Annotated in this window: 15 protein-coding genes; 10 read left to right on the top strand and 5 right to left on the bottom strand. The window is 56.5% G+C overall.

Annotated elements, in window-relative coordinates:
- Positions 1–25 precede the first annotated feature (25 nt).
- The 3 genes from NYE85_RS01740 to tnaC form a co-directional block, all read right to left on the bottom strand.
- Positions 26–283: a YjhX family toxin gene (locus NYE85_RS01740; RefSeq protein WP_259002607.1), complete on the bottom strand. Its 258-nt coding sequence runs from the start codon at positions 281–283 to the stop codon at positions 26–28.
- A 381-nt stretch (positions 284–664) separates the two neighbouring features.
- Positions 665–2053: a tryptophanase gene (gene tnaA, locus NYE85_RS01735; protein ID WP_259002606.1), complete on the bottom strand. Its 1389-nt coding sequence runs from the start codon at positions 2051–2053 to the stop codon at positions 665–667.
- A 126-nt stretch (positions 2054–2179) separates the two neighbouring features.
- Positions 2180–2275, bottom strand: coding sequence for a tryptophanase leader peptide (tnaC, locus tag NYE85_RS01730; RefSeq protein ID WP_071586633.1), 96 nt, complete (start codon positions 2273–2275; stop codon positions 2180–2182).
- 394 nt (positions 2276–2669) lie between these two features.
- On the opposite strand from tnaC, the gene NYE85_RS01725 reads away from it, so the two are divergent.
- The 6 genes from NYE85_RS01725 (at position 2670) to fbpC (ending at position 10471) form a co-directional block, all read left to right on the top strand.
- Positions 2670–3299, top strand: a complete 630-nt coding sequence (locus NYE85_RS01725; protein WP_259002605.1) for a response regulator transcription factor — start codon at positions 2670–2672, stop codon at positions 3297–3299.
- A complete protein-coding gene (locus NYE85_RS01720; protein ID WP_259002604.1) occupies positions 3299–4840 on the top strand; it encodes an MASE1 domain-containing protein in 1542 nt (513 codons plus the stop codon). Before NYE85_RS01725 ends, NYE85_RS01720 begins: the two co-directional genes overlap by 1 nt.
- Positions 4841–4925: 85 nt before the next feature.
- Positions 4926–6233, top strand: coding sequence for an MFS transporter family glucose-6-phosphate receptor UhpC (uhpC, locus tag NYE85_RS01715; protein ID WP_259002603.1), 1308 nt, complete (start codon positions 4926–4928; stop codon positions 6231–6233).
- A gap of 4 nt (positions 6234–6237) precedes the next feature.
- Positions 6238–7269 (top strand): ABC transporter substrate-binding protein, encoded by a 1032-nt coding sequence (locus NYE85_RS01710; protein ID WP_259002602.1) that lies wholly within the window; start codon positions 6238–6240, stop codon positions 7267–7269.
- Between the two features lie 72 nt (positions 7270–7341).
- Positions 7342–9420: an iron ABC transporter permease gene (locus NYE85_RS01705; protein ID WP_259002601.1), complete on the top strand. Its 2079-nt coding sequence runs from the start codon at positions 7342–7344 to the stop codon at positions 9418–9420.
- 4 nt (positions 9421–9424) lie between these two features.
- The gene (fbpC, locus tag NYE85_RS01700) at positions 9425–10471 is read left to right on the top strand and encodes a ferric ABC transporter ATP-binding protein (RefSeq protein WP_259002600.1); all 1047 of its coding nucleotides are present in this window, start codon (positions 9425–9427) and stop codon (positions 10469–10471) included.
- Between the two features lie 477 nt (positions 10472–10948).
- Here fbpC and NYE85_RS01695 read toward each other — a convergent pair whose 3' ends face one another.
- Positions 10949–11254, bottom strand: coding sequence for a hypothetical protein (locus tag NYE85_RS01695; protein WP_259002599.1), 306 nt, complete (start codon positions 11252–11254; stop codon positions 10949–10951).
- A 681-nt stretch (positions 11255–11935) separates the two neighbouring features.
- Between NYE85_RS01695 and NYE85_RS01690 the strand changes: the two genes are divergently transcribed.
- On the top strand, positions 11936–12577 hold the full coding sequence (locus NYE85_RS01690) for a hypothetical protein (RefSeq protein ID WP_259002794.1): 642 nt from the start codon (positions 11936–11938) through the stop codon (positions 12575–12577).
- 37 nt (positions 12578–12614) lie between these two features.
- Here NYE85_RS01690 and NYE85_RS01685 read toward each other — a convergent pair whose 3' ends face one another.
- Positions 12615–13430 carry a hypothetical protein gene (locus NYE85_RS01685; protein WP_259002598.1) on the bottom strand — a complete coding sequence of 272 codons (816 nt, stop codon included), beginning with the start codon at positions 13428–13430 and terminating at the stop codon, positions 12615–12617.
- A gap of 674 nt (positions 13431–14104) precedes the next feature.
- Here NYE85_RS01685 and NYE85_RS01680 point away from each other — a divergent pair.
- Genes NYE85_RS01680 through NYE85_RS01670 form a run of 3 tightly spaced genes read left to right on the top strand, consistent with a single transcriptional unit; the run spans position 14105 to position 19163 of the window.
- Entirely contained in the window at positions 14105–14557 is a 453-nt protein-coding gene (locus NYE85_RS01680) for a DUF1795 domain-containing protein (protein WP_259002597.1), read from the top strand.
- Positions 14558–14569: 12 nt separating this feature from the next.
- Positions 14570–18841, top strand: a complete 4272-nt coding sequence (locus NYE85_RS01675; protein WP_259002596.1) for an RHS repeat-associated core domain-containing protein — start codon at positions 14570–14572, stop codon at positions 18839–18841.
- On the top strand, positions 18834–19163 hold the full coding sequence (locus tag NYE85_RS01670; RefSeq protein ID WP_259002595.1) for a hypothetical protein: 330 nt from the start codon (positions 18834–18836) through the stop codon (positions 19161–19163). Before NYE85_RS01675 ends, NYE85_RS01670 begins: the two co-directional genes overlap by 8 nt.
- Positions 19164–19170 lie beyond the last annotated feature (7 nt).

The following is a 19170-nucleotide window of genomic DNA, read 5'->3' as shown; positions in this document are numbered from 1 at the left end:
GGGGTTGGTAGACATCATTCTCTCCTTAGCGGTTATCCAACTGGGCGCGAACGTTGCTCAGCCCGCTGGCATTGATGCGGTAAGGTTGTCCATTGACGGACTTGATCAGCTTTTTGGTTTTGAGTTTTTTGAATACGGCAAGCGTGCAGTCGCTGAGCAGCAGCCCTTCGCGGGTGTAGCATTCAACGGCGGTAACGCGGCCTGATGCATCGCGAACGTGCGCGATTCGGCCACCTTTGGCGAGAACGTGTAAGGTACGTTGTTCCTGACGGGATAAATTCATACTGAAGAACCTGTTTAATCATCATGTGCAAAACCTGCAAACACACAGCGGTGCCCGCATTCGATTTCAGCGCATTGATAATCAGTCCGGCCTGATAAGGTCGGTAAGCTGATTATCGGATGATTACATTCTCCAGCATCAAAGCCTCGGATTGAGTTGAAAGGTATTTACGGGGTGAATGATAACACCTGTTTTTGTTATGGGTATATATAAGCCAAAAAAATGTGAGCCAGGTTGGACTTCAGCCATCCATAGCCTGCGGTACGGATGGCGGGGATTGAGCATGCGCCAGCATCTCCCGTGGCTCCCAACCGGTGCCGGATACCGATGCGCAGCATCGTATAACATCGCGCTCCGCTGAACGGAGCGCGATGGCCGGGCTTATGGCAGTGGTTTCAGCCGTGCCACAAAGTGGCGCAGTACCGGTGGTTCATAGGTGAAGGTCAGTCCTTTCAGGCTGGAGGCGCGCGCTTTGACTGCAATCAGCGCATCGGCGATATAGTCCATATGGTCGTTGGTGTATACGCGGCGTGGGATGGTCAGGCGCAGCAGCTCCATTTGCGACGGCTTTTGTTTGCCGGTTTGCGGATCGCGCCCAAGCAACAGCGAGCCGATTTCCACGCTGCGGATCCCCGCTTCCAGATACAGCTCATTGTTCAGCGCATGCGCCGGGAACGCTTCCGGCGCAATATGCGGCAGCAGCAATTTTGCGTCGACAAACACCGCGTGGCCGCCGGTCGGATACTGAATCGGGATACCGCCTGCGCGCAGGCGTTCACCGAGGTATTCCACCTGGTTAATGCGGTAGGCGAGGAACTCTTCGTTGGTGCCTTCTTCCAGCCCGATAGCCAGCGCTTCCATATCGCGTCCCGCCAGGCCGCCGTAGGTGACAAATCCTTCCATCGGCACGCAGCGGATACGCACCTCGTTGAACAGCTGTTCGTCGGCGCGGAAGCAGCACAAGCCACCAATGTTGACCATCGCATCTTTCTTCGCCGACATGGTGAGCATATCGCCATACTGGTACATCTCGCGGACGATCTGTTTAACCGATTTATCGGCGTATCCCGGTTCGCGCTGCTTGATAAACCAGGCGTTCTCGCAGAAGCGGGCGGAGTCGATCACCACCGGAATGTTGTTGCGCTGGGCAATCTGATACACCTCGCGCATATTGGCGATGGAAACGGGCTGGCCGCCGGTGCTGTTGCAGGTCACGGTGGTGACGATGGCCACCACGTTCTCCGCGCCATATTCGGCGATGGTGGCATTCAACCGGTCGATATCAAAGTTGCCTTTCCAGGCGTCCCAGGAGGTGGTGTCAAAGGCTTTTGGCGTCACCACGTTAATGGCCTTGGCGCCGTTCATTTCGACGTGGGCCGCGGTGGTGTCAAAGTGGAAGTTGGAAATAAACACCGGCTGCGCCGCGTTGCGGCGGGCAATCAGGCTCGGGAACAGGATCTGCTCGGCACCGCGCCCCTGGTGGGTGGGAATGGTATACGGGTAGCCAATCAGCTCTTTCACGGTGTCGCACAAATGGTAATAGTTGCGTGAGCCGGCATAGGCTTCATCACCGATCATCATCCCCGACCACTGGCGGTCGCTCATTGCGCCGGTACCGGAATCGGTCAACAGATCGATATACACATCCTCACTTTTCAGCAGAAACGGGTTGTAACCCGCCTCTGCCAGGGCTTTCACGCGATCGTCGTAGGTGGTCATGCGGATGTTTTCGACCATTTTAATGCGGAACGGCTCGGGAATACGCTTCATCTTATCTTCTCCAATAGCTTCCCACGCTGCGCAGCGGTTATTTGCCCCTTATGGAAAAGGCGCAGCAAATAACCACCGAACGCAGCGTTCAGTTAATTTTTATCAGATAGGGAACAGCAGAAAGAATTAGCGCGGGAAGTCGTTAGAGAGGCGTGGATCGAGATTGTACCAAGAGTACAGACCGCCTACAGCAATGAGCCGATAAAACGATTTATGGTTCATTACAAGATTCTCTGCGTGTGATAGGGAATCTAAAAAATAGCTAATGGTTAAAATTTATCCTAGAGATGGGTCACAATTTTCAAGCTGGATATTTATATAAATCCGGCAACAGGCATTTTGGTGGTTGATTAGCCCATAACGAGCGCCAGCGTTAACCATCGTCGCCAATTTCCCAGGCCGATCGCGCGCGCGCCTTGAGCCCGAATAAACGCTGGGGTTCAGGCGGGCAACACCGCCGCCTGGCTGGCCGCCATGTTGTTGCAAAAGAGCCATATGGGGGAGCGGGCGATATTTATGACGATTTTGTTACATTGATTGCATAACCATCCTTTCGCCATTGCCAGCGTGCGCGCAGTGGGCATCATGGAGTGATTTCAGGTAAGGGTATCCGCTAATGATTAAAGTGGCTCTGGTAGACGACCACGTGGTTGTACGCTCTGGTTTTGCCCAGCTGTTGGGGCTGGAACACGATATCATGGTGGCAGGTCAATACGGCTCGGCGGCGCAGGCCTGGCCTTCGCTGCTTAATGATGACATTGATGTGGTGGTGCTGGACGTGGCGATGCCCGATGAAAACGGTCTGAGCCTGCTCAAGCGTCTGCGCCAACAGCGGCCGGCATTTCGCGCCATTATCCTCAGCATTTACGATACCCCGGCGTTTGTGCAAAGTGCCCTCGATAGCGGCGCCAGCGGCTACCTGACCAAACGCTGCGGCCCCGAGGAGCTGGTGCAGGCGGTGCGCTCGGTCGGACTGGGGGGGCATTATCTGTGCGCCGACGCGGTCAAGGCCCTGCGTGGCGGCCAGCAGGACGCCAACGTGCTGGCGGCGCTAACCCCGCGTGAGCGGGAAGTGTTTTATCTGCTGGTCCAGGGCGAAAGCGTCAAGGGAATTGCCTATCAGCTAGAACTCAGCCACAAAACGGTTCATGTCCACCGCGCTAACGTGCTCGGCAAACTGCAGTGCAGCAGCACCATCGAACTGGTGCATTTTGCGTTGCAACACCAGTTGCTGACGGGGCATTAATGAAGCGTCGTTTACGGCATGCGCTGCTGTCGCTGTTCATTCTGTTTGCCTGGGGCACCGGCTGGCTGATGCTGTGGACGCTCAGCTTTTATCTGACCGGCAACGGCCAGCAGGCGGCGCTGTTTCTGCCGCAGGGCGTGTATCTGGCGATGCTGATTTTGCTGTCGCGTCGCTTTTGGCCGGCGCTGTTGCTGCCGCCGCTGGGCATGATTATCTGGCTGTATCATGAACAGTTGCTGAGCGCCTGCGTCATGCTGCTCTCGCCGCCGCTGGCTCTGTTGCCGGCGTTTGCGGTGCAGCGTTATTGGCACCGCTTCCCTCTGTATTGGCAGCGGCTGTCGCTGCTGCTGATGGCGGTGACGGCAAATGCCCTGCTGCAGACCGTGGTGCTGGCGCCGTGGCTGTCCAGTTCGCTGACGCTATTGGCCCTGGCGTCGTTTACCGGCGGCGTATTGCTGACACCCTTTGTCTACCTGATGTTTGAATTCTTACGCCAGCAGCACCGTTACCATTTACTCGGTCTGGACACCAGCAACCCGCCGCTGCGGGCGTCGCTGCTGATCTGGTGCAGCCTGTTCTTTATCATCGGCATCGCCACCCAGATGGCGCTGTCGCCAGCGCTGGAACGCCTGTTGTTAATCGTGGTGTTTTTGCCCAATGTGATCATGGCGTGGAAGTTCGGCTGGCAGGGCGGGGTGCTCTCCGGGCTGTTGGGCAGCATCACTATCACCGTTGCCCGGCAAATCGGCGTCGGGTTCAGCGATCTGCTGGAGCTGGAGATCTTCCTTGCGACCCAGTCGCTGTTGGGCATCGGCCTGGGGATCGCCATTAGCCGCCAGCAACATCTGGCGCTGAATCTGGATCATTATCGCCACCGGCTGGAAGGGGAGTTGCAGGCGCGCCGGGCGCTGACGGAACAGCTGATCCATACCGAAGAAGACACCCGCAAGCAGCTGGCTCGCGAACTGCATGACGAGATCGGCCAGAACATCACCGCCATTCAGATTCAATCGCAGCTGATTAAACGCACGGCCAGCAGCCCGCAGTCGGTTGACGCCGCCGGCCAAATCAACGAGTTGGCGCGGCGCATTCACCATTCCACCCGCCAGTTGCTGCGCCAGCTGCGCCCGCCGGTGCTGGATCAACTCTCCTTCGAGGACGCGCTGCGCCATCTGGTGGGTGAGTTTGCCTTCGCCGAACGCGGTATCCGCTGCCATTTTGACTACCGGCTGCCGGCGCCACCGCAAAACGACACGCTGGTACTTACCCTTTATCGGCTGCTGCAAGAGCTGTTGAATAACGTCAGTAAGCACGCCAACGCCAGCGCGGTGAACATCGTGCTGTACCAGCAGGAGGCGTTCTTGCATCTGGAGGTGAACGACGACGGCGTTGGCATCGGCACGCAGAACATGCCCGGTTTCGGTATCCAGGGGATGCGCGAGCGCGTCCATGCCCTCGGCGGCGAGCTGACGCTGATGTCGCAGCGCGGCACGCGCGTAATTGTTAACTTGCCCACAGTTTTGCAACAAACCCCGCGTTAACCAGGAAAAAGTCTTAGTTGCGCCAGACTTTGTCTCATCCCTTTTTACCCGCAGTTTCATAGAGTCGTTTCAAACGGAGAACGCCATGCACGCATTGTCTGCTGAACAGGTTACCCAACGCTATCGGGCGCAGCGACCGCGCCTGCTGCTGTACATGGTGATCGGCTATGCGGCGTTTTATCTGACGCGCAAAAGCGTCAATTACGTATTGCCGGCGCTGCAACTGGATTTGGGGCTGAGCAAAAGCGACATCGGGCTGCTCGGCTCGCTGTTTTACCTCAGTTACGGCTTGTCAAAGTTCGTCGCAGGGCTATGGCACGACAGCCACGGGCAGCGGGCGTTTATGGGCATTGGCCTGTTGGCGACCGGGATGTTGAACCTGCTGTTCGCCTTCGGCGATTCACTGCTGATGCTGTTGATCATCTGGACGCTGAACGGTTTCTTCCAGGGATGGGGATGGCCACCCTGCGCCCGCTTGCTGACCCATTGGTATTCGCGCAACGAGCGCGGCTTCTGGTGGGGATGCTGGAACACCTCGATCAACATTGGCGGGGCGATCGTCCCGCTGATTTGCGCCTTTGCCGCCCAGTGGTGGGGCTGGCAGGCGGCGATGTTGACGCCGGGGATCGTCAGCATGTTGCTGGGGCTGTGGCTGATCACCCGGCTGAGCGGTACGCCGCAGGAGGAGGGGCTGCCGCCGGTCGGCGAGTGGCGCAACGACCCGCTTGAACTGCGGCAGGTGGCGGCCAGCCCGCCGATGGCGCTATGGCAGATGCTGCGTAGCACCATGTTGCAGAACCCGCTGATCTGGCTGCTCGGCGCATCCTATGTGCTGGTGTATCTGATTCGCATTGCGCTCAACGACTGGGGCAACATCTGGCTCAGCGAAACCCATGGCGTCAACCTGCTGAGCGCCAACGCCACCGTGATGCTGTTTGAAGTTGGCGGCCTGCTGGGAGCGCTGTTTGCCGGTTGGGGAGCCGATTTGCTGTTCAGCGGCCAGCGCGCGCCGATGATATTGCTGTTCACCTTCGGCCTGATTATTTCCGTGGCCGCGCTGTGGCTGGCGCCGCTGCATCACTATGCGCTGCTGACGATGTGCTTCTTCAGCGTCGGTTTTTTTGTCTTCGGCCCGCAGATGCTGATCGGCCTGGCCGCCGTAGAGTGCGGCCACAAACAGGCAGCGGGCTCGATTACCGGCTTTCTCGGCCTGTTTGCCTATCTGGGAGCGGCGCTGGCGGGCTGGCCACTGTCACAGGTTATCGAACGTTACGGTTGGTCGGGCATGTTCAGTCTGCTGTCCGTGGCTGCCGTACTGATGGGGTTGTTATTAATGCCATTGCTGATGGCGGGCGTTACCGCTTCTCGCAGTTATCTAACACACCAAGGATAGAATAATGAAAACTACGCTCCTCTCTACCCTGATTGCCTCCGGTATCGCGCTGGCGGCGTTGACCGGCAGCGCACAGGCCAAAGGCCGGCTGGTGGTCTATTGCAGCGCCACCAACGAAATGTGCGAGGTCGAAACCAAAGCATTCAGCGAAAAATATCAGGTGAAAACCTCCTTTATCCGTAACGGCTCCGGCAGCACGCTGGCCAAGGTTGACGCCGAAAAGAAAAACCCGCAGGCGGATGTCTGGTACGGCGGTACGCTGGATCCGCAGTCCCAGGCCGGGGAAATGGGGTTGTTGCAGCCATATCAATCACCGCTGCTGCCGCAGATCATGGAACGGTTCCGCGATCCGGCCAAGGTTAAAGGCAACTACACCTCTGCGGTGTACGTCGGTATTCTCGGTTTTGGCGTCAACACGCAACGCCTGAAGGAAAAGAACCTGCCGGTGCCGCAGTGCTGGCAGGATCTGACCAAGGCCGAATATAAGGGCGAAATCCAGATTGCCGACCCGCAAAGCTCCGGCACCGCCTACACCGCGTTGGCCACCTTTGTGCAGCTGTGGGGCGAAGAGCGGGCGTTTGATTACCTGAAACAGCTCAATGTCAACGTATCGCAATACACCAAGTCCGGCATTGCCCCGGCGCGCAACGCCGCGCGCGGTGAAACGGCGATTGGCATCGGCTTCCTGCATGACTATTCGCTGGAAAAAGAGCAGGGCGCGCCGCTGGAGTTGATCTCGCCGTGCGAAGGCACCGGCTATGAGATTGGCGGCGTAAGCATTCTCAAGGGCGCGCGCAACAGCGAAAACGCCAAACTGTTTGTCGACTGGGTGCTGTCAAAACAGGCGCAGGAGCTGTCCTGGCAAAAAGGCAAGTCTTACCAGATCCTCACCAACACCACGGCAACGACCTCGCCCAACTCGCTGAAGCTCGATGGGCTGAAGCTGATCGATTACGACATGGATAAATACGGTTCGACGGACATGCGTAAAGCGTTGATTAACAAATGGGTCAGCGACGTGAAGATGGGTAAATAAGCCCACGATCCGGCGTTAAACGCGCCACCTTTTGCCCGGCCGCGGCCGGGCCTACTCAGAATCGGTACGCTTATGTCACAAACACTTACTCTCCATCCCGCACCACAGCGGGATGCGGTCTTCCTTTGGCTGCTACTCGGCTGGGCGGCGTTTGTTCTGCTGCCGAGCTGGAGCCTGGACTATGGCCTGATGGAATCCACCGCTGACGAACTGCTGGCGGCGTATAGTTGGTCGCAGCTGAACGTCAGCATCTTATGGTACCTGTTGCCCAGCCTGCTGTTGATCCGCCCGTTGCAGCCGGCGCAACGCGAACGGCGCGCCCGGCATTACCTTGACGCCGGTTGGGCGCTGCTGTGCATGGCGTTTATCGTCATCAGCGCCACCGTTGCCGAGCGTGGCCTCGGCTATGCCGCCATCGTACTGTTAGTGGTATTGGCGGCCATCATGACGTTGGCGCTGACCCGTCTTGAATGGCTGGGCGGCGACCGTTTTGTTATCGCTTCGCTGATCGCCATCGTCGCGCTGATCGGCATCTTTATCGTTTGGCCCAGCGTGGCGATTTTCATCCCGATGTTCACCAGCGAAAGCGGCGAGTTTGCGCCGCTGGCGTTTCTCAACGTACTGTCGCAGGCGCATATCGTCCAGGTGATCCTCAACTCGATCATGCTGTCGATTGCGGTCGGCATCGGCTGCACCTTTTTTGGCCTGGTGCTGGCGATTTACACCACCCGCATCGCCAGGCGCAGCGCGATTATCGGCCGCATTTTTTCCATTCTGCCGATTGTGACCCCGCCGTTTGTCGTCGGGCTCGGCGTCACGCTGATGATGGGGCGTTCCGGCTACGTTACCGAGCTGATGGTGACCTGGTTCGGCCTTGACAACACCAACTGGCTGTACGGCTTTACCGGCATCTGGCTGGCGCAGGTACTGGCGTTTACGCCGATGGCGTTCATGATCCTCGACGGCGCAATAAAGACCATTCATCCGTCGCTGGAAGAGGCGTCGTATACCCTGCGTGCCAGTCGCTGGCAGACCTTTAACGGCGTGTTTGTACAACTGCTGAAACCGGCTCTGGCCAACGCCTTCCTGATCGTGGTGGTGCAATCGCTGGCCGACTTCAGTAACCCGCTGGTGCTGGGCGGCAACTATGACGTGCTGGCAACGCAAATCTACTTCTACATCACCGGATCGCAGCTGGATTACCAGGCAGCCAGCACCCTTGGCGCCTTCCTGCTGCTGTTCTCGCTGCTGGTGTTCTGCGTGCAGTACATGTGGATTGGCAAACGATCCTACGTCACCGTGTCCGGCAAATCCTACCGTGGCGACGTGCAGCCGCTGCCGGTAACGCTGGTGTGGAGTGTGATCGCCATTCTTGGCGTATGGATCGTCTTCAACGCCTTGCTGTACGGCAGTATTTTCTATGGCAGTTTCACGGTTAACTGGGGGGTGGATTACACCCTGACGCTGGATAACTTTATCAAGCTGTTCGGCCAGGGCATGAGCGATGGCGCATGGCCTTCACTACTCGATACGCTGCTATATGCCGGCATTGCTGCGCCGATCACCGCGCTGTTCGGGCTGCTGATCGCCTGGGTGGTGGTTCGCCAGCAGTTCAGGGGCAAAAAGACCATCGAGTTCAGCACCATGCTGTGCTTCGCCGTTCCGGGCACCGTGGCCGGCGTGTCTTACATTCTGGCATTCAACAGTGCCCCGGTGTACCTCACCGGCACGGCGGCGATCGTCATTATCTCGATGGTAATGCGTAATGTACCGGTCGGCATCCGCGCCGGGATCGCCGGCCTTGGGCAGATCGACAAGTCGCTCGACGAAGCCTCGTTAAGCCTGCGCGCCGGCTCGCTGCGTACCATCACCCATATTCTGCTGCCACTGCTGCGCCCGGCCATTTTGTCGGCGCTGATCTACAGCTTTGTCCGCGCCATTACCACCGTCAGCGCCATCGTCTTCCTGGTCACGCCAGACACCCGCGTGGCGACGGCCTACATTCTCAACCGGGTAGAAGACGGTGAGTACGGCGTGGCGATTGCCTATGGTTCGATCCTGATTGTGGTGATGCTGGCGATTATTTTCCTCTTTGACTGGCTGATCGGCGAGGCGCGAACCTCCCGTTCAAAAGCCAAACAACAGGCGTAACATTATGACTGAAAAACATTTCGTGGAACTGCGCAACGTCGCCAAGCGCTTTGGCAATAACACGGTTATCGACAATATCAACCTCGCCATTCCGCAGGGGCAAATGGTGACGCTGCTTGGCCCGTCCGGTTGCGGCAAAACTACCGTGTTGCGGCTGGTGGCCGGGCTGGAAAAACCCAGCGCCGGGCAAATCATTATCGACGGCGAAGACGTGACGGATCGGTCTATCCAGCAGCGTGATATCTGCATGGTGTTCCAGTCTTATGCCCTGTTCCCGCATATGTCGCTGGGGGACAACGTCGGCTATGGTCTGAAGATGCTGGGCGTCGCCCGTAGCGAAATCAAAACGCGGGTGAAAGAAGCGCTGGCGATGGTCGATCTGGACGGCTTTGAGGATCGTTACGTAGATCAGATCTCCGGTGGTCAGCAGCAGCGGGTGGCGCTGGCCCGAGCGCTGATCCTGAAACCAAAGGTGCTGCTGTTTGACGAACCGCTGAGCAATCTCGACGCCAACCTGCGGCGCAGCATGCGCGAGAAGATCAGAGCGCTGCAAAAGCAGTTCAACATCACCTCGTTGTATGTCACCCACGATCAGAGCGAGGCGTTCGCGGTGTCGGACACCGTGCTGGTGATGAACAAAGGCGAGATCATGCAGATCGGCTCTCCGCAGGCGCTTTATCGCCAGCCGGCATCGCGCTTTATGGCCAGCTTTATGGGCGACGCCAACCTGTTCCCGGCCAATATTAGCCAGGAGTCGGTAGAAATTTATGGCTATCGCCTGCCGCGCCCGGCCCATTTCACGGCACGGGGAGCCGGCAGCGTCGGCGTCAGGCCAGAGGCGATCACCCTCAGCCAGCGTGGCGAAGACAGCCAGCGCTGCACCATTCGCCATGTTGCCTATATGGGCCCGCAATATGAGGTGAGCGTTGACTGGCACGGGCAGGAAATTCTGTTGCAGGTTAACGCCACGCGCCTGCAACCGGACGTTGGCGAAAGCTATTACCTCGAAATCCATCCTTACGGCATGTTTATGCTGGTGGATGCCGCGTAGTTAGCGCCCCCTCCTTTGCGGGAGGGGAATTGGCTATCAGCGCTATGCGCCGGATATTCCTCTCAATGCGACGGCAAAAAGGCGCGGTGACAGCTGCATTTATCTGCCATCAAAAGAAAAAGAGGTGCCGGACCGGCTGTACATCATCACCAGAGTAGGTGAAAAGCTTGTTGAGGTGGGTAAACAAACGCCGCCAGAGAGGATCTGCGTTACCCACGACGACTACCGTGTTAAAGAAAATCATGTCTATAACATCAGGCTGGGTTTTGTGCCTATTGAGGAGCGAAACAGCTTATAGGATGTTTACGGGCGGGCATGTATGGCGCGTTTTAAAGTGACAAATCTCAACGGTGTTTATCGCGTTGAAAACTTACCTGCGGAAAAGCCTTTGCCAAATGCAACGTTATTGGTTTTTCTCAGCTAGCTGATGATTTTCTAGAGCCTGGTTACCCAGGCTCTGCGTCATATACCACATGATTAATGCATCTCCCCTAACTGAATCAGCGCTTTATCACCGAGCATGGCCAATGCTGGAATCAGGTGCGCGCTGGCGTTTAAAAATGCGCTTAACTGCCGCACACTTTCAGGCGGATAAATAACTTCCTGCTCCAATGAGTCACTAATAAATAGCAAGCCATGGCAGAGGCCTTCAATACCGCCGGCGCTCAGCGCGTTGAGATCGGCGAGATCGATATCGGATAATGCGGACAGATCAAAGGTGCTAACCAGACGGCAGAATAGGGCGATGGAGGAGTCAGGCGCATTATATTGAGGAGTATTCATGATGAAAATTCCATTTCTAGGTTCAGTATCATCACGCCTTCTGGTTCCAAGCAAAAGGGGTGACCCAGGCAGGTTTGGAACTCCGGACCTAGTGACCGGCCAACCTTGCGGTTGCCCTGCCTGAGCCACGATGCAGTGTGCATGCGCCAACTTAAAAAACACAAGTTTTTTAAGTCCTAGGTTATCAGGGTTCCAATCCTGAGCGCGGATTTTGCCGCAGCTCGGTTACCTTAGCGCACGCTAGTTCGGTGCCAAATAGGCTGGGCGCATTTACAGTAAGTTGTTGTCATTTATGGAATCACGATCCCAACGTTAGTGCATTAATATTAATTTTAAAAATCAATCCATTGCGATATATTCAGACTGTTAACAAAATCAAGTGTTGGAAGAGCATACCGTTGGATGTAGCGGTATAAGCTGCAGGAAGGGAAATAGATTGCGCCAGGCTCGGGTATCGCGTTCCAACCGGCAACTTTTGTCACCAACCTTGGGCTGGTCAAACGATCGATCTTTTCCACTGGTATTTTTTGGCGAACTGCATGGATTGTGTATTTGTTATTTACTGATAAATCATTTGTCGCGTAGATAAGTCATAGGGGGTATTTTCCCCTGTGATATGCTTATCTTGTTGAATGTTGTCCTATCTTACCTGTCATGTTAGGGAGCGTTATCGTGAACAAAATGAAAGTATTGGGCACCGGCTGTGCTCTGCTGGTTTCTGCTTCGGCGCTGGCCGCCGAACAGGACATTTCCATTCAGGGAAAGCCTTTGCAGGTGGTGACAGCTGATGGGAAAAAACATTCTCTGGCCACGTGTGATGACTACCTTGCCTTGCGAAAAAATAACCAACAGATCACATCTATTAGCGGTTTGCCCGATCGCGATTATGTTGAAGCCAAGGACTCATTGGTTCAGTGCAATATTCAGCACTATGCACAACAGCACCAATTCGTGTTGGATCCCCAGGTTGACGTGCCGGGTATTGAGAAAGTGGTCGCGCACTTCCCCGCCAGTGCCGCTTTGGTGGTTTCTGATGAAGACGTCAAGGAGTTGAAAGCCAAAGGTGCGGGTAAAACACTGCAGGAATGGACACCATCTCTGGTGCTGAAGGATGGGCGGATGGTGTCGGACAAAGAGCAAGTTGTTTACGCTGTCAGCCAATACCAGACATTTAAAAACCCGCAGGGCAAATCGCAGTCATTCATCACATTAGGGTCAGCGGTAACTGGTGGAACGCTGGGCACGCTGTCAACCTACCGTATCGATGACGCCAAGGGTAAGATTTGGATTATCATGCCGGTGACTGAAAACACCACGCTGTGATAATTTAGCCCCCGGAGCCAGGGGGCTAAATTAATGATTAGCGAGCACGTAGCAACTGTTCACGGGTGGCATTGTTGCGATCATCACTGATACCGACCCGATGAGATTCAGCAGATGCTGCTGCCCAGTCACGGCGATTTACCGCATCGTTAAAGCGTGGGAAGCCGTTACGCAATTTTGAGATCCCCATGTTGTACGCCATATCGTGCAGCGCCACTTTTGCGCTACGAGGGAAGCTGTCAAAACCGGCATAAAGCCCTTGGAGCGCCGCACGGTCTCGGTTGATATGCTTTGTGGCCAATGAACCGATCTCATTATCCGTCAACACCATTCCGCTCCCTGACCATTCTAAAACCTTTTGACGATAGCTCAGGGACTTATCGTTATACACATCCTTCACCCGCTGAAAATTACTACGGATTTCCCCTTCTGAGGACCGTACGTAGCCAACTATCTCATCACCGTGGCCACGTGTGACACGTCGATTGTGGAACCCCAGTTTGACCGCATCGTCAGCGGTCGACAACAGCGTACCAATCCCGACAGTGACGTTGCCTTCGCTGTCGGCATACATGTTGTGAGACACCCCTTCCCAGCGCGCTATGTTGTTAAAAATTTCCTTTAGCTCGTCAGAACCGATATTTGGCGCATCGGCAGAGAATGAGCCCACACTGAAACGGCCGGAATACGAGCCAGTACCGGGTTGGTTGCCGCTGTTTCCACCGCGGCTACCACCATTACCACCCTCACCACCGCCGGTACTACCACCGAATTCATTCGGATTGTAGTTACGTACGTCACCGTACGGGGTATGACTTACACCCCAGCCTGAACCGCTGTTTGGATCACTCATGATATATCCTTATTTGATGATGAAAGGGAGTTGTTTTGTCAACCGGAAATCCAGCCTTATCAAAGGACTTGGATAGCGAATGGAAATAAGTGTATTCCTGTGATGATGATAAAGATTGTCATCACCGCAGTGATACGTACCACACAACAATAGGGTTTGTTTTTTCTTGTAATTTATTGATTTATATTTGCTTATTTCGCAGGTAAAGGTACTGCGTATTGTGCACCGGTAAGAGCCAGCGCCCTGATTTTTGTCGCTGGGCTACAGGTTCAAGGCCGTTTCTGAATTTGGCGGTCAAAAAGAGGTGGATCCCGCCACCGATCTGGTGCCGGTGTGTGCCAATTGTCATAGCATTATCCACCGGAAAAAGAACAAAACGCTAACCATCGACGAACTAAAGGCAATGATTCAACAGCAAAAATAATCATTATTATTGCCGATTGAGGAGATATCACCCTGCGGCGTTGTGCGCCAATATCCCTCCTGCGCGGGGTATCGATAGGCAGGCGCTGCCTGCGGCATAATCGGCGGTTTTTCGTTTCCGCAGGGGCGGCGCAGCGTATCGCTTGCTAGCCCAGTTGCCGCTCCAACTCATAACTATTCCTTACCGATATTTCCATCACCGCCGGCTTATGTCATTCTTGGCATCCTGTTTAGCAAAAGGACCCTGCGTGATGCCTGATTTTTCTCGTTGCACCTTCACCGAAGGCAGCGTGATGTTGCCGGAAGGTTACAGCGATCGTACCGTCAACGTGCTGTTGGCCGGTGATGATGCTTCTCCTTCGTTGAATATTTCCCGTGATGCGTTGCAGCCGGGCGAAGCGCTGGCAGACTACATCACGCGCCAGCTCGAGACGCTATCCCACAGCCTGAAGGGCTGGGTGCTGAAGGGGCGTGAGCCTGCGGCTTTGGGCAACTCGCGTCTGCCGGGGGAAAGCGTGCACGCCAGTTATCTGCGCGACGGCAAACGCATTTGGCAGCGTCAGGCGGTGTTTGCGCTGGAGCAGGGGCAGGTGCTGGTGTTCACCCTGGCGCAGCCACGCAAGCTGGCGCCGCAGGACGAGGCGCTGTTGCTACAGGTATTGGACAGTTATCAGCCGGCTCCCAACGTGGCCGATCGAGCATAAAAGGAATTTGTCATGAGTGAAGCGGCACGCGTCGGTGACGCCATCGGCCATTCCCATGCCTTGGCCGGAATGATTGGCGGCACTATCGTCGGCGGCTTGATTGCGGCGGCGGGGGCGGTGGCTGCCGGTGCGCTGTTCGTCGCCGGGCTGGCCGCGTCCTGCGTTGGCGTCGGCGTGCTGCTGATTGGTGCCAGTCTGGCGGTGGGTTATCTCGCCGGGGAGGCGGCCACCGCGGCCCGCGACGGCATTGCCGATGCCGGGGCCGGCAGTCTGACGCCGAAGGGCACCATACTGACCGGTTCCCCCAATGTGTTCATCAATGGCAAACCGGCGGCGATCGCTACCCTCAGCCAGGTCACCTGTGCGGATGACGGCCCCAGCATGCAGATGGCGCAGGGCTCGGACAAGGTAGCCATCAACGATTTCCCGGCCTCGCGCGTCGGCGATAAAACCAACTGCGACGCCACGGTGATGGAAGGCTCGCCCAACGTCACTATTGGTGGTGGCACCGCCACCACCTTACCGATCAAACCCGAAGTACCCGACTGGTTGTACAAGGTCTCTGATCTGACGTTGCTGTTTGCCGGCCTGGTCGGCGGCGTTGGCGGCGCGGCCAGCAAGCTGGGCGCCATTGGCCGCATGCTCAGCAAAGCGCCGGGCATCAACAAACTGGGACGAGTTGCCTGCCGTGCCGGCACCCTGATGACCGCTACCGCGGCTGCCGGCATCATCGCCCGCCCAATCGACGTGGTCAGCGGCCAGAAGTTCCTCGACGGTGACGATGAGTTGGACTTTGTGCTGCCGTCGCGCCTGCCGGTGGCCTGGCAGCGCTACTGGCGCAGCGGCAATCCGGCAGACAGCGTGCTCGGCCGTGGCTGGAGCCTGTTCTGGGAAAGCAGCCTGCAACCGTATCAGGATGGCCTGGTGTGGCGCGCACCGTCCGGTGATTACGTCTCGTTCCCGATGGTACCGCTTGGCCACAAAACCTACTGCGAAGCCGAAAAATGCTGGCTGATGCACAATTCGGACGGCAGTTGGCAACTATTCGACGTCGGTGAACAAAGCTATCACTACCCGCGTCTGGACGGCGAACAGCCGAGCCGCCTGAGCATGCTCACCGATGCCATCGGCAATACTACTTCACTGTTTTATGATGACAGCGGTCAGTTGAGCGAGCTGGTCGACAGCGCCGGCCAGCGCCTGAGCTGTCGCTATCTCACCACCGCCAACGGACTGGCCCGCCTGAGCGCGGTGCTGCTGCATACGCCAGACGGCGACGTGACGTTGGTCAGCTACGACTACGACCATCAGGGGCAACTGATTAGCGTCACCAACCGCGCCGGTGAAATCACGCGACGCTTTGGCTGGCTCGACGGGCTGATGGTCAGCCATCAGGACGCTGCCGGGCTGCTGAACGAATACCGCTGGCAGGAGCTTGATCATCTGCCGCGCGTGGTGGCCTACCGCAACAGCGCCGGCGAACGGCTGGACTTCAGTTATGATTTTGCCGGTGGCCGCCGTAGCGCGCTGCGCGACGACGGCATGCAGGCGGTCTGGCAACTGGATGACGACGATAACGTGGCGCAGTTCACCGATTTTGACGGACGTCAGTACGGCTTTATCTATGCGCGCGGCGAGCTGTGCAGCGTGGTGCTGCCGGGCGGCGCGCAACGGCAAAGCGAGTGGGACAGCTACGGCCGCCTGCTGAGCGAAACCGATCCGTTGGGGCGCACCACCACCTATCAATATTCACGCAACAGCGGCCGCCTGTTCTCCATTACCTATCCGGATGGCAGTCGTGAATGCCAGTATTGGGATACGCAGGGGCGCCTGACCAAAAGCCTCGACGCGCTGGAAAACACCACCTTGTACCACTATCCGGACGACGAGGAGAGCCTGCCGTCGCGCATTACCGATGCGCTGGGCGGCGTGGTGCAACTGGCCTGGAACGGCCAGGGACTGCTGACGCGTTACACCGACTGTTCTGGCAGCGTAACCGCGTATGCCTACGATGCGCTGGGGCAACTGACCGCGCGCACCGACGCCGAGGGCAACCTGACGCAATACCGTTGGGACGCTGCCGGTCGACTGCAAACCCTGCGTCATCCGGACGGCAGCGAAGAACAGTTTGACTGGAATGCGCAGGGGCAGTTGGCGAGCCACCGGGATCCGCTCGGCAGCGAAACCCACTGGCGCTATAACCCGCTGGGTCTGCCGGTCAGCATCACCGATCGCATCAACCGTACACGCCAGTATCACTACAGCCCACGCGGCTGGCTGATGCGGCTGGAAAACGGCAACGGCGGCGACTACCAGTTTAGTTATGACGCCAGCGGGCGCTTGCTGGCGGAGCAGCGGCCAGACGGTCTGCATCACAATTACCGTTATGATGCCGCCGGACTGCTGCATGAGCGTAGTGAAACCGGCGGGCAAACCCGATCTGGCGAACCGGCGCAGCGGTTTGAGCGTTTTCGTTTCGACGAAGCGGGGCAACTGGTGTGGCGCGGCAACGACAGCGCGGAATGGCAATATCAGTATGACGCTGTCGGCCGCCTGAATGCACTGGCGCGCACCCCTACCGCCGCCGGCGTGGCGCTGGGTATCGCCGCCGACAGCGTGCGGCTGCAATACGACGCGGCGGGCAATCTGCTCACCGAGCAGGGGATTAACGGCGAACTGCAATATCAGTGGGATGCGCTGGCCAATCTGCAGGCGCTGACGCTGCCGCAGGGCGACCGGTTGCAATGGCTGTATTACGGCTCTGGCCACGCCAGCGCGGTTAAGTACAACCAGCAACTGGTGAGCGAATTTACCCGCGACCGCCTGCACCGGGAAACCGGCCGCACGCAGGGCGCGTTACAGCAACAGCGCCAGTATGACGCATTGGGGCGTCGCCGTTGGCAAAGCAGCGGCTTCCTGCACGGGCAAATCGTCAAGCCGGAAGACGGCGCGCTATGGCGAGTGTTCCACTATACCGGCCGTGGTGAGCTGGAGGGCGTCAGCGATGCCCTGCGTGGCGATATCCATTACGGCTATGACGCCGAAGGTCGGCTGCTGCAACATCGCGAGAAAAACCTCGGCAAGCGCGGTCTGCGGCTGGTGTATGACGCCGCCGACAACCTGCTGGGCGAGAAAAGCCCGCACAGCGAGGTGGAAAGCCATTTGCCGCTGGCGGCGGTCAGCAACAACCGGTTGCCGCAGTGGCAGCAATTATTCTACCGTTACGACGCCTGGGGCAACCTTATCAGCCGCCGCAACGGGCTGTATGAACAGCATTACCGCTACGACGCCGATAACCGTCTGATTCAGGCCCAGGGGCGCGGGCCGGAAGGCGAGTTTGTCGCGCACTACCACTATGATGCGCTCGGTCGCCGTTGTCGCAAACAGGTACAGCTGAAAGGCAAACCGACGGTTAATACGCGCTTCCTGTGGCAGGGTTATCGGCTGTTGCAAGAGCAGCGCGACGACGGCACGCGCTGCACCTGGAGTTACGACCCGGCCAGCCCGTGGACGCCATTGGCGGCGCTCGAACAGGCCGGCAGTGCCCGCCAGGCGGATATTTACTGGCTGCACACCGATCTCAACAGCGCACCATTGGAAGTGACCGACGCCGACGGCCAGTTACGTTGGTCCGGGCAGTACGACACCTTCGGCAAGCTGACCGGCCAGACGGTGGCCGGTGCAGCCAAACGCACCGGACCGGTCTACCATCAACCGCTGCGTTATGCCGGGCAGTACCAGGATAACGAAAGCGGATTACACTATAATCTGTTCCGCTACTATGAGCCGGAGGTCGGGCGTTTCACCACGCAGGATCCAATCGGGCTGGCGGGTGGGCATAACTTGTATGCCTACGTTCCGAATCCGTTAACGTGGATCGACCCGCTTGGGTTGAGTGGTGATAATGTATTTATTCACTACACTGATAAAGCTGGTTTTGAAAGTATAATGAAAGCTGGTGTTATTAATCCTAACTCACAAGGTAAGGTTTATATAACCGATATACTTATGTCCCCTAAAGATATTGAGCGAGATATACTTATTAATAATAAAAAACACGTTGGCAGAGGGGATTATGCTGTTATATTCAAGGCGGACTCTGTTCAAAGAAGTAACATAAAGATGTCGTCAGAGCTTGAGTATATACACTCAGGACGAATCAAACTCAAAGATGTTCTTTATTCTGGTGAAAATCCATACTCGATAACATCAAAAATGAGTTATGATACTCGTTATAAACTAACTAGAAATCAAGTGAAAGCAAGAGGTAAGTGCGGTGGATGAGCCTGTAAAAGAAATATCTATTACACAAGGTGAGATTAGTGCATTAAAAAAACTCATCATGTATGTTAAATTCTCATGTGATGATACCGAGTCATTGTTGTATGCTGGTAGCGACTCAATTAATAGTTTTTTAGATAAAATTCTTGATGTGGATTACCTTGGTGATTATGCAAGAGAATTTTATAGTAAAAGAAATCCAGATAATGAAAAAGCAGTAATGGATAAAATAGAACGCTCTGAGAGCGAATCTATAAGTAAAATGGATGAAGAAACAATGCATGAATTATTTAAAGCATGTATTTATCCATTTTCGACTAAATAAGCAATAA

Origin of the sequence: Serratia sp. AKBS12, from assembly GCF_024793895.1 — a bacterium.
In the GTDB taxonomy this organism is placed as follows: domain Bacteria; phylum Pseudomonadota; class Gammaproteobacteria; order Enterobacterales; family Enterobacteriaceae; genus Serratia_F.
Note: the sequence above shows the minus strand (reverse complement) of the source record. Positions and strands in the feature narration are given on the sequence as shown.

Bases quoted from the DNA above. Each gene is read 5' to 3' on its own strand.
- NYE85_RS01740 (WP_259002607.1), bottom strand. From the start codon at position 283: ATGAATTTATCCCGTCAGGAACAACGTACCTTACACGTTCTCGCCAAA.
- tnaA (WP_259002606.1), bottom strand. From the start codon at position 2,053: ATGAAGCGTATTCCCGAGCCGTTCCGCATTAAAATGGTCGAAAACATC.
- tnaC (WP_071586633.1), bottom strand. From the start codon at position 2,275: ATGAACCATAAATCGTTTTATCGGCTCATTGCTGTAGGCGGTCTGTAC.
- NYE85_RS01725 (WP_259002605.1), top strand. From the start codon at position 2,670: ATGATTAAAGTGGCTCTGGTAGACGACCACGTGGTTGTACGCTCTGGT.
- NYE85_RS01720 (WP_259002604.1), top strand. From the start codon at position 3,299: ATGAAGCGTCGTTTACGGCATGCGCTGCTGTCGCTGTTCATTCTGTTT.
- uhpC (WP_259002603.1), top strand. From the start codon at position 4,926: ATGCACGCATTGTCTGCTGAACAGGTTACCCAACGCTATCGGGCGCAG.
- NYE85_RS01710 (WP_259002602.1), top strand. From the start codon at position 6,238: ATGAAAACTACGCTCCTCTCTACCCTGATTGCCTCCGGTATCGCGCTG.
- NYE85_RS01705 (WP_259002601.1), top strand. From the start codon at position 7,342: ATGTCACAAACACTTACTCTCCATCCCGCACCACAGCGGGATGCGGTC.
- fbpC (WP_259002600.1), top strand. From the start codon at position 9,425: ATGACTGAAAAACATTTCGTGGAACTGCGCAACGTCGCCAAGCGCTTT.
- NYE85_RS01695 (WP_259002599.1), bottom strand. From the start codon at position 11,254: ATGAATACTCCTCAATATAATGCGCCTGACTCCTCCATCGCCCTATTC.
- NYE85_RS01690 (WP_259002794.1), top strand. From the start codon at position 11,936: ATGAAAGTATTGGGCACCGGCTGTGCTCTGCTGGTTTCTGCTTCGGCG.
- NYE85_RS01685 (WP_259002598.1), bottom strand. From the start codon at position 13,430: ATGAGTGATCCAAACAGCGGTTCAGGCTGGGGTGTAAGTCATACCCCG.
- NYE85_RS01680 (WP_259002597.1), top strand. From the start codon at position 14,105: ATGCCTGATTTTTCTCGTTGCACCTTCACCGAAGGCAGCGTGATGTTG.
- NYE85_RS01675 (WP_259002596.1), top strand. From the start codon at position 14,570: ATGAGTGAAGCGGCACGCGTCGGTGACGCCATCGGCCATTCCCATGCC.